Origin of the sequence: Pseudomonas sp. 22082 (assembly GCF_052046055.1) — a bacterium.
Lineage (GTDB): Bacteria > Pseudomonadota > Gammaproteobacteria > Pseudomonadales > Pseudomonadaceae > Aquipseudomonas > Aquipseudomonas pharyngis.
The window spans coordinates 50,810-61,437 of sequence record NZ_JBQEQB010000030.1 but is presented as its reverse complement, the minus strand read 5'-3'; the positions used below and the strand labels follow the sequence as shown (position 1 = coordinate 61,437).

The 10,628-nt window shown below is 54.6% G+C and carries 9 protein-coding genes; 2 read left to right on the top strand and 7 right to left on the bottom strand.

The genetic code is table 11. The annotated features are described in order from the left end of the window. The first annotated feature begins 71 nt into the window (after positions 1-71). A protein-coding gene (locus ACTJK9_RS26840) for an IS3 family transposase (protein WP_139834536.1) occupies positions 72-1,609 on the top strand; the annotation gives its coding sequence in 2 pieces (ribosomal slippage) (positions 72-522 and positions 522-1,609; 1,539 coding nt in all). Here the strand turns inward: ACTJK9_RS26840 and ACTJK9_RS26835 are convergent. The 6 genes from ACTJK9_RS26835 to ACTJK9_RS26810 form a co-directional block, all read right to left on the bottom strand. Then, on the bottom strand, positions 1,598-3,493 hold the full coding sequence (locus ACTJK9_RS26835; RefSeq protein WP_440817373.1) for a class I tRNA ligase family protein: 1,896 nt from the start codon (positions 3,491-3,493) through the stop codon (positions 1,598-1,600). The two genes, ACTJK9_RS26840 and ACTJK9_RS26835, sit on opposite strands and share 12 nt — an antisense overlap. Before the next feature lie 93 nt (positions 3,494-3,586). Continuing rightward, positions 3,587-4,822, bottom strand: a complete 1,236-nt coding sequence (gene lysA / locus ACTJK9_RS26830; RefSeq protein WP_256575337.1) for a diaminopimelate decarboxylase — start codon at positions 4,820-4,822, stop codon at positions 3,587-3,589. A gap of 14 nt (positions 4,823-4,836) precedes the next feature. Then, positions 4,837-5,211, bottom strand: a complete 375-nt coding sequence (locus ACTJK9_RS26825) for a cupin domain-containing protein (protein ID WP_440817370.1) — start codon at positions 5,209-5,211, stop codon at positions 4,837-4,839. A gap of 34 nt (positions 5,212-5,245) precedes the next feature. Beyond that, on the bottom strand, positions 5,246-6,418 hold the full coding sequence (locus tag ACTJK9_RS26820) for an ATP-grasp domain-containing protein (protein ID WP_440817367.1): 1,173 nt from the start codon (positions 6,416-6,418) through the stop codon (positions 5,246-5,248). Positions 6,419-6,550: 132 nt separating this feature from the next. Further along, positions 6,551-7,723 (bottom strand): MFS transporter, encoded by a 1,173-nt coding sequence (locus tag ACTJK9_RS26815; RefSeq protein WP_221398723.1) that lies wholly within the window; start codon positions 7,721-7,723, stop codon positions 6,551-6,553. After that, complete coding sequence (locus ACTJK9_RS26810) at positions 7,720-9,018, bottom strand: SidA/IucD/PvdA family monooxygenase (RefSeq protein WP_085611356.1); 1,299 nt, start codon at positions 9,016-9,018, stop codon at positions 7,720-7,722. Before ACTJK9_RS26810 ends, ACTJK9_RS26815 begins: the two co-directional genes overlap by 4 nt. Before the next feature lie 316 nt (positions 9,019-9,334). On the opposite strand from ACTJK9_RS26810, the gene ACTJK9_RS26805 reads away from it, so the two are divergent. Further along, on the top strand, positions 9,335-10,249 hold the full coding sequence (locus ACTJK9_RS26805) for a LysR family transcriptional regulator (RefSeq protein ID WP_178076457.1): 915 nt from the start codon (positions 9,335-9,337) through the stop codon (positions 10,247-10,249). A 67-nt stretch (positions 10,250-10,316) separates the two neighbouring features. Here ACTJK9_RS26805 and ACTJK9_RS26800 read toward each other — a convergent pair whose 3' ends face one another. Beyond that, positions 10,317-10,613 (bottom strand): DUF1244 domain-containing protein, encoded by a 297-nt coding sequence (locus ACTJK9_RS26800; protein WP_085611358.1) that lies wholly within the window; start codon positions 10,611-10,613, stop codon positions 10,317-10,319. Positions 10,614-10,628: the final 15 nt, after the last annotated feature.

Here is a 10,628-nt window from a genome sequence, read left to right as displayed (position 1 = left end):
CCCTCTGTGTCAGGCTACCTGTCGCCCTTGTTGATTGACTCGTTCATTCAAGAGGGTGAAGGTGCATAACAATGTCCAATTTAGGCAAGCGCTACGACAGCGACTTCAAAGACTGGGTCGTTTTGCAAATGATGCCGCCCTTTAATCGGTCAGTGGCAGAACTTGCCGTTGCACTCAATCTCACGCCACAGTCGCTGCGAAACTGGAGACAAATGGCCAGAGACAAAGGCTTGATCGTTCCAGGAAACGGCAAAACCAGTGACCAATGGTCTAGCGCCGATAAATTCAATGCTGTTATGGAAACCGCGCCGTTGAGCGAGGTGGAAATTTCTCAGTATTGCCGAATAAAGGGCATTTACCCTGAGCAAATTCAGCAGTGGAGACTGGCCTGTCAAAACGCCAATCCGGTCGTTGATCTCAACTCTCGAACCTCTAAAACGGCCGAGCAACGGCGTATCAAAATACTCGAGCGTCAATTGATCCAGTCAGATGCCGGACGTGCGGAGGCGGTGGCCTTGCTGGAGCTCAGAAAAAAAGCCAATGCGATCTGGGGCAAGGACAAGGAAGACTGATTAACGCCGCTGATCGTACGCAAGCCATGAAGTTGATTGCAGACGCAGTGCAGAGCGGCGCTCGTCGATATCGAGCCTGCAATGAGTTGGGGTTGAGCCTGCGTACAGTCCAGCGCTGGCGATATGCTGACTGTGATGGGCGACTGCTGGCTAAACGGGCAGCTCCGGCTAACAAGCTCAGTGAGTCGGAATGCCAAGCGGTACTTGATGCTGCCAATCAGGCTGGCTACGCCAGCCTTACTCCGCACCAGATCGTCCCCAAACTGGCCGATGAAGGCATCTATCTGGCTTCGGAATCGACGTTTTACCGAGTGTTAAAAGCGGCTCATCAAAACGTGCGTCGCGGCCGAACCAAAGCCCCGAAACGTAGGGTGCTGACGACGCATTGTGCCGATGGCCCCAACCAGGTGTGGTGCTGGGATATCACTTGGTTGCCAAGCACCGTCAGAGGTCGATTTTTCTACTGGTACATGGTCAAGGATGTCTACAGCCGCAAACTGGTCGCCAATGAAGTGCACGAAGTGGAATGCGCCGAACACGCATGCGAGCTGCTTAGAAAGGGATGCTTACGTGAACATACAGCGGGTCGCCCGCTGGTGCTGCACTCGGATAACGGACACGTGATGAGAGGTTCTTTGCTGCGTGAAAGCATGGTTGCACTTGGCGTCGAGCCTTCTTTTAGCCGGCCAAGGGTAAGTAACGATAACGCATATGCAGAGGCACTTTTCCGCACTGCAAAGTACTGCCCGCTCTGGCCGGATCAACCATTTGATACGGTCATTGATGCGAGGCTTTGGGTGCAGAAATTCATCGAGTGGTACAACGAAGATCATCGCCATAGCGCTTTGAAATACGTGACGCCAAACGAGAGGCACGAAGGCAAAGCGACGATGCTATTACAAGCAAGAGCAGCGCTTTATGAGGATGCCAGGAAAGCTAATCCGAGCCGTTGGAGCACTCGGACACGCAACTGGAAACTAGCTGATGCGGTGTATTTAAACCCAGAGCGCCCTGACTTTAAGGGCTCAACTGGCTAACAACGATTGGAACAAGGCGACAGGTGCCTTGACACGCACCGTTATGCAGCCCAAGTGCAGACGCAGCAGCGCCACGGCTTCGGTCTCCAGGTACATGCTGGTGCGTCGCTCGCCGTGATCGGCCGAGTCCTCGAAGTCGTCGGCGGTCATCCGCTGGAAGCGGCTTACCACATCAAGCAGTTGCTTGACCGAGCTGGCGTACTGTTTGACGGCATAGCCGTTGGGTACACCAAGGGCGTTGCCCAAATGGATCTTGTGCCGATTGAAAAACGTGTCGTATTCCTGGTGCAACCGAGTCCAGGAACCGGGCTGGGGGACGACTCCCGCGAATTGCCCCTCAAGTCGCTGCCGATGAGTCGCGAACAACCGTGCCAGATCAGCCAGAGTGCTTTGACGAAAGCTTTCAAATTCACTGCGATCATAGTTTTCACGGTTGACGTCGGGTCTTTTCAGCGACAGGTAAAAGCGATACCAGTCAGCAACGGCCGGTGAGGTAAATACATCGTTGGCCCAGATCGCGTGGTTGCGACTGGTGGAGAATTTCAACTGATCCAACAGCAGAAACTCATTGACCACGAACGTCATCTTCAACGCCCGTACGCCCAGTGCGGCAAATAACTGTGGGTACAGATGGGCGTAATAGAACGAGTTGTCGAAACCCATCAGGTGAATGATTTCGAAGTCTGCGGCGTTCAAGCGTTCGATTGCCCGCCCGACATCACTGATTTCCTCGCCAAATACACTCTTGTAAATGGCGGCCAGGTAGCCGGCAGCCATTTCGATCCAGGCCAGATAGGATTGCCCCCTCAATTCCGGATGTCTTGATGGCACGCCCCATTCGCTGTGGAACGTCACCACATAATCTTCTTGCTTGAGCGCTTGTTGCTTGAGCAAGTACTTCTCGAGTTTAGGTGGCGCAGTGACCTGAAAACCGGCGTGTACAAAATCGGCAGCGCATCGGCCCAGATCCAGTACACCCTTTTTACCTTGCCGCAGCGTCGGCGCCGAACCGCACAGGTTGCAGGACACATCATGCAGGTTGTAGCTGTTATTGGGACTGCCGCAGTCTTCGCACACGCACCCGTTGGAGGGCGCCTGACAGGTGGGACAACCGCCCCGGGCAAAGGCGTCAAATACTTCGATCCGGCAATCGGCACACCATGCGATGTCCTGCGGTTTGATCTGCAGAATGTCTTTGGCCAGCAGGCGCTGAATAAAGTCGTGGACGAATTCGAGGTGAAAATGACTGTCGCAATCATGCACGTCGTCGTAATCGATACCGGCATTGTCAAAGGTGCTCAGGATCGATCGACTGAAATGTTCATAGACTTCGCGGGCAGGAACGTCCTGTTGCCGAGCCTTCAGGTCGACATAGGACTGATGCTTGTCCAGACCGACAATCAGGCTGGCCGGAGTGCCTTGACTCTGTAGATAGCGCTTGATGATATCGGCACAGATATAGGGCCCGGAAATATGCCCCAGGTGCAGATTGCCGTTAGGTGTCGGTGGCGGAGTAAACAGGATCTGGCGAGTGGTCCGGGGTTCGGGTTGTGATTCTGCGTCTTCCCACCAGATACTCATGAACTCGACTGGCGACTCAGGATGAGCCTCGATGTAGTGTTCGCTGAAAGGCTTGATGTAAATAACATCCCCGGCCGAGATATCGCTGCGAGTGTTGTCCTGAACAAACGCTCCATGACCGGATACGATGATGAACGTTTCATGTTCGTGATGCAGATGCGGTTGGCTTAGTGTCCCGGCTTCAACGGTGACACAGGCAGAACCGAAGGGTGTACGCAGCGACGGCTCAGGATAGAGACGCTTGATCAGTGCATTGTATTCATGACTGGATTTGAACTGTTGGTGCTTTCTGACGACTTCCATGCTTGTCTCCCCAACTTGCAAAATGCTAATCACCGGGCACACGAATCCCCGGATGCAGACTTGTGTCTGCACCCTTCATCCGTTCTTATTTTTTTAAATCGTTTCTAGCGAAAGTAACTCGTCGAAAGTCTGACGACGACGGATAACCCTGACCGAGTCGCCATCCAGGAGTAACTCCGGGATTAACGGTCGGGTGTTGTAACTGGATGACATGCTTGCACCGTAGGCGCCGCAATCATGGAAAACCAGCAAGTCATCCACCTGTAGATCCGGCAGCAATTGGTGATCGATTTCGCCGTTGCTCTGCTGAGTGAATACATCCCCAGCCTCGCACAACGAACCCGCCACCACGGTATTGCGCCACGTCCCCCGATCCAGCACCGGGATTTTCTGAATGGCAGTGATCTGGTGAAAACTGCCATACATGGCTGGCCGCATCAGATCGTTGAAGCCGGAGTTCACCAGCACGAAATGATTTGGCCCGACATCCTTCTTAGCTCTGACCTGAGTGACCAGGCACCCGGATTCAGCGACCAGAAGGCGCCCTGGTTCGATCTCCAGCGTCACCGAATGCCCGAGATGTGCTTCGATCTGGCGACGCGCCAGATCCCAGATCCGGAAGTACTCGTCGATGTCGATCTGCGGGTCATTGTCGCGATAGGCGATCGGCAATCCGCCCCCCGCCGAGATCGCCGAAATATCGAACGGGCAACGCAATACGTGCTCGACCATGCTTGCGCAGACACGTTGCAGATGCTCGTAATCGACGCCGGAGCCAATGTGCATGTGCAGACCCACCAACTCCAGGCCATAGGTTTCGATCAGTTGGTAGCATTCAGCCAGGTTTTCATGCCAGTTGCCGTGCTTGCTGCTTGGCCCCCCGGTATTGGTTTTGCGGCTATGGCCGTGACCGAATCCCGGGTTAATCCGCAACCAGACTTTATGCCCGGGACTTGCCTTGCCCAGTTGCTCCAGCATTTGCGGTGAGCCGGCGTTGACCGGAATGTTCAGTTCGATCACCCGCTCCAGCGTCGCTTCGTCCAGGACATCACAGGTGTAAACGATTTGGGCATGCCCTTCATCGTTGCGAAATCCGGCTCTGTGAGCGCGTTCAATTTCGCCCAGTGACACTGCGTCGACCATAGCGCCCAGACTTTTCATCAACTTGAGTATTTGAAGGTTCGGATTGGCTTTCTGTGCATAGCGAATCACGTCGAATGCGCGCAACTGTGCGGTCCGGCGTCGAATGGAATCGGCGTCATAGAGCCAGAACGGCGTACCGAACTCGTGCGCCAGTTGGTTGATCAGTGAATCGTTGAAGTTGTTCACAATGAGGTATCCGTTCAAGGAGTCGGAGGGTTGAGTTCGTACCAGACATAAGACTTTCGGGACGGTTCGAGCACATTCCATTCGCCCTTGTAACCGGCGGGAAAGACCAGTTGCATACCGGGTAAAAACATGACCTGGGAGCCATGCTCGTCTTCGATCATGATCCGCCCCTCCAGCAGGCTGGCGAATTCATGCCCGGTGAAATTCACCGTAAAACTGCCCACGCTGCATTCCCAGATCCCGACCGAGAACAAGCGGTCAGCGCTCTCGAACTGTTTGTGAAAAGTTTGCACGGGACGACCCTGCGTGCACTTTTCAGGTGGTGTTGCGTACTCGATCAATTCCATGGCCGGATTGGCTAGCGAGCGAATGTGGCGATTGTCAAACATGCTTTTATCTCGCGAAGGCGTTGGCAGAGCCGGCTCAGTTTTGTTCGATTTCAAACAGGTCGGCTGAGAGCCTGGCGGTTTGAAACATGAAGTCGGGCGTGTCCTGATGCTCGATCGGCCAGAACCATTCCACATGCCCTTCCCGGGTTTCGAAGTTCTGTGCGTCCCGGTCGGAAAAATCTCCCACGCCTTTATAAAGGCTGAGTTCGTGCACACCCTCGGGCAGTGCAACGGGATTGATACGGGTGATTCTTCCAGGTGCCGCTTTCAGGAAAGCGACGGCCGCCGTTCCGCGATGCTTGATCAGGGGCATGTCGTCCCAGATATCGCAATAGCTCTTGGCATGCAGGGCATAAAGGTCGACACCCAGCGAGCGATAAACCAGGTCGATGATGCGGTCGCCTGCGGGCCGGGCACCGACCTCGATAATGAAAGGCACACCGTTGACGATCTTGATCTCGACGTGTGATACGCCACGTTCGATACCCAGCGCCCGACATGCCTTTTCGGCGGTTACGCACAAGGCGTGGTAGTCCGTCCCGGCATAGGGAACGATGTGACCCATTTCAGCAAAAAAAGGACGGGGCGACAGTTGCTTGTGGGTGACGGCCGCCGCCTTGCACTCTCCAGGTCTGCAATAAACTTCGACGGAGACTTCAAGCTCGCTGTCGAGAAAGGCTTCCAGATGAATCCGCTCAGGATCGATGTAAAGAATGTCCTTGTACTTGTGCAACAACTTCGCAGCGTCATCAATCGCCACCTGCAACTCCTGCGAGTTGCTCACCAGACGCACGCCGCCACTGCCACCAAAGACACTGGGTTTGAAAATGACCTTTTCCTGATCTTTGAAGATGTAACTGGCGACACTCTCATTGACGGCCAGGGTCGGCGCGACGTTCAGCCCGGCCCCGCTCAGCTCAGTCTTCATCAGTAACTTGTCGCGGCAGCGCAGAATGACCTCGTCACTGTGGAACGGTATTGCGTATTGTCTTGCTATCGCAGCGCCAGCCTCCAGAACGAAATCATTGACCGGAATGACCGCTGCCGGTGTGAGGCCGGTCTTGCGTTCGTAGTCTTTGACCGCCTCAAGCGCGCGCACCGGATCCAGCAGGTACGGGCTGACGATGTAGTCATCGGCCAGGCTGGCTGCCGGCCTGCGCCGCTGGGCCAGGACCTCGCCTGGATAGGCCAGCACCACAACGGCCATACCCAGCGCACGCGCGGTACACAACACGGCCCGCTCCCTCATGGGTAAGTCGGCGCCGATCAACAAGGCGTAGCGATTGGATAAGGTCATATCGAATCCTCAAACTTTTACGTAGTTAGGGTGCGGCCTTTATCAGGCGCTGGCAGATGCAGTGTTCGCTTGCCCTTTGGCGAAACGAGTCGCTGAGGTCTGCAGCAGGAGCGCGATGGACAACGTGATCATCAGGAACGGCACAAACCAGGCCGTTTCGATCATTGCCAGTTGCAGGCTAAGAATCAGCAACAACACCGGCGTAGCCAGCGCATTCGCTCTGCTGACACAAAGGCCGACGGCGGCCTCGCTGTAGCGATAGGCGATCGCAGCGCGGATATGCACCCGGGCGCCGCCAAACGCCATGCCTAGAATCAGCAGACTCAGGGCCTTGAGCACAAGTGTGTCAGGCACCAGGAACCACACCAGAGCGGCGGTGATGGCAAGTGCAATCAGGCCGGACAGGAAGACCAAGAGGTTACGGCCGGTATTGCCCAGAATGATCAGCACACCGATTAACGCCATGCCCATGCCGAATACGGCGTCCAGCACACCTAACTCAAACAGCGCCCAGCCATGGCTCGACACGTACACCGGAAGCATGAAATTGAATGCTCCGAGGATGGGCCAGATCAACACCATTGGAATGAACAGGGTCAGTGGAAGCTTCGCCGGCGCTGCCAGGGCACTGCCTTCCCGGGCTTCAATCACGGCGGCGCCGTTTCGGGTGTAGCAGACCACTGCGACGAGCAAGAAGCTGACGCCCAGAAGAATGGAAAACCCCATGCCGGTCAGAATCGGCATCAGTCCGGCCGCCAGCAACGGTCCAATCATCAGCGCCGCCTGGCTGGTGGCGGTGGTCGCACCGCTGATGCGTCTGACTGTCGCTACATCCATACCGCGCTGAACCTGGGTAAACCACATATCCAGGCTGGCCTCCAGCAACATGAATATCAGCCACACAAACAGATTGGTGATCAACAGCCCGACCGTGATATCACGGCACACCCCGGCGACCAGGCTCAGACCTGCGAGACAGACCAGGAACCAACTGCTCATCTGGCGTCCGTTCATTCGGGTCGACAGGCGTTTGATCATCATCGGCGTAACAAACGCCGGAATGAAGGAGCAGAAAATCGCGAGTGCCAGCGGCAAGTAGCCGCCTTCATCCTGATTGAGAATGGTCCATGTCAGGGAAACCAGCAGTGCACCGGAAAACAACCGGTAAACCGTGGAACAGATTAAAAAAACGATCAGCTCTCTGCGTGTTTTCATGTCGTCAATGCTCCCTGCAAGACTTCGTTATTCAGAGTGTTGACGATCTCCCCACCCACTTCATGGGACCGCCGTGAAATAACCGAAAGCAATGTATCGCTCAGGCCATGCGTATGTTCCGACATGCCCTGGATAAAAATGTTGGGTTTGAAGTTGTCATTCATCTGCAACGCGTAATGACGGCTCAAACGCGGCATGTGTGCAGGCTCTGCCCAATAAGACTTGAGGGAGTCCAGCAGCGCCAGGTTGTTCCGACGGCTGTAGCCGGTTGCGCAGATGACGACGTCCACTTCAAGTTCCTGATGCTCGCCGTCTAGCGTCGAGACCAATGTGACGGACAACGCATTATTGCGCTCGACTACCTCGGTGAGTCGTTTGAACTTGAGCATTCCGAAGCGATCGACGTTCTCGCCAATCGTGGCTTCGTATTCTTCGCGATAAAGGCTTTGAATAATTGCCAGATCGGCCACCGAATAGTTGGTGTCGAAGTGTTTTCGAATCAGTGCCTGGCGATTGTCCGGATCCAGATAATAAATCCGGTCGATCATTTCGTTATCAAATACTTCATTTACATATTCACTGTCATCGGCTTGCTTGAACCCGATACCACTGCTGGCCACTCGAACATCTGCATGACGATAATGGCCTATCAGGTGCTGATAGATCTCCGCCGCGCTCTGTCCGGAGCCCACGACCAGAAAACGATAGCGTTTGTTCTCGTCGTATTCAGGCAGTTTTTCCAGCAACTGCGAAGAGTGGAAGACATGGGGACTGGCGCACGCCACAGGCATTGCCGGTTCACCGCCAATTGCGATGGCGAGGTTTTGTGTCCTGACGACCTGTGTGTTGCCCGTCAGCGTGTCATTGACGGTTACATCAAGAGCTACGACTTGATCACCTTCTTTAACCGGTAAAACAGATTGAACCCATGATGAGTAACGCGTTACATGATTGAAGTGACCGGCGACCCAGCGCAGGTAATCATCAAATTCCTTGCGACTGGGATTGAAGTCTCGCAGGTTGGCGAAAGAACCCAGTCGGCGATGTTCATGCAAGTAGTTCACAAATGTGAAATGACTTTTTGGATTGCGCAAGAAACAAAGATCTTTCATGAAAGAAATTTGCATTTTGGCACTGGGTAGCATCATCGGATGGTGCCAGCCATGTTTGTTCTTGGCTTCAAAGAACATGATTTTTTTGCCTTCAGTCTCTTCTTTGTAATCTTCATAAAGCGAGACTGCCAAGCCAATATGCGAAGGACCAAAACCAACGCCAACCAAATCATGCATGTCCATAAGTTGACCCCTCACCTGGGTCGATTCCGGTTAATCCGTTGGTAAACCTGATCCGCCTCTTGCTCGCACGCGCCGGCTTCCGATGATCATGTCGGCACCGCTGAATAACGGGCAGTTGATCTCGGATCTGAAGGGCGCAGTGGCAGAGGTTTATTTTGTCGGGCCATTGTAGTTATATGGCCACTACATTCAAAATATCATTTCTTCTGAGGGGGCTTTCATTTCTGATATGCCCTGAGCAAGCTTCAAACAGCCACGCTTGTTATGCTCGCTGGCGCTTTTCAATGAATTCAGGCGGTATCTGTCTGGGGGTAGAGTGAGATTCAGTTTCAGGCAAGTCGAAATATTCTGGGCGGTCATGACCACCGGCAGCGTGACCAAGGCGGCGGCGTTGCTCAAAACCTCACAGCCGACCGTCAGCCGTGAAATCGCACGGTTCGAGCATGTCCTGGGGCTCAAACTGTTTGAACGAACACAAGCGCGCTTGCAGCCGACTACTCAGGGACTGAGTTTGTTCGAGGAGGTAAAAACCTCCTATTACGGGCTCGAACGCATCCACAATGCGGCGCAGTCGATCAAGAATTTCCAGAGCAGTCTCACGATCGCATGCCTGCCTGCTTTTTCGCAGAGCCTGTTGCCTTATGTGTGTGGTCGGTTCATCAACGCGTTCCCGGAGGTGAACATCAACATCACCCCGCAGGAATCCCCGTTGCTTGAGGAATGGATGACAGCCCAGCGGTATGATCTGGGACTGACTGAAAACAGTGAAACGCCGCCAGGTACTCGGTGTGAAAACATCTTTACCGGCGATGAAGTGTGCGTGCTGCCACTCAGTCATCCGCTGTGCGACAAAAAGGTGATTACGCCTTTGGATATGGCCGGTATCAACATGGTCAGCCTATCGGGTCAGGACCCCTACCGGATCATCTTCGACAAGATACTTGCCGACGCCCAGGTCAAGACGCGCACGGTCATAGAAACCCACAGCGCAGCAGCCGTCTGCTTCTTCGTTCAGCAAAACGTAGGGGTCGGTATCATCAATCCGCTGACGGCCTTGAGTTTTGCCGATCAGGGTGTGTGCTTGCGGCGGTTTTCGATCTCGATACCGTTTTCCGTCAACCTCATCCGACCGCTGTACCGGCCACAGACGCCAGTTGCTAACGCCTTCATTGATGAGATGAAGTTGAGATCCGGTGAGTTGCACCAACAGCTTCACACTTTGCTGGGGTAGCAACGAAGTGGAAGCTGTCTGATTCCCTGTTCGTCAGGCATGCCTGTTTTTGATACCTGGCAAGCGCCTAACCGTTGGGTCTTCCCTTGGCGAACGCCGCTTGTTGTTCGGCGCTGGCTTCTTGCTGATATTGGGCTTTCCACTCGGCGTACGGCATGCCGTAAACCACTTCACGGGCATCGTCGAGGCTGATCTCGATCTGGCGTTGGTCGGCTTCCGCCTTGTACCACTTGGACAGGCAGTTGCGGCAGAACCCGGCGAGGTTCATCAGGTCGATGTTCTGCACGTCCTTGCGGCTGTCCAGGTGGGCGACCAGCCGGCGGAAGGCGGCGGCTTCGAGTTCGAGGCGTTGTTGCTCGGTCATGATGGGCTCTGTGCA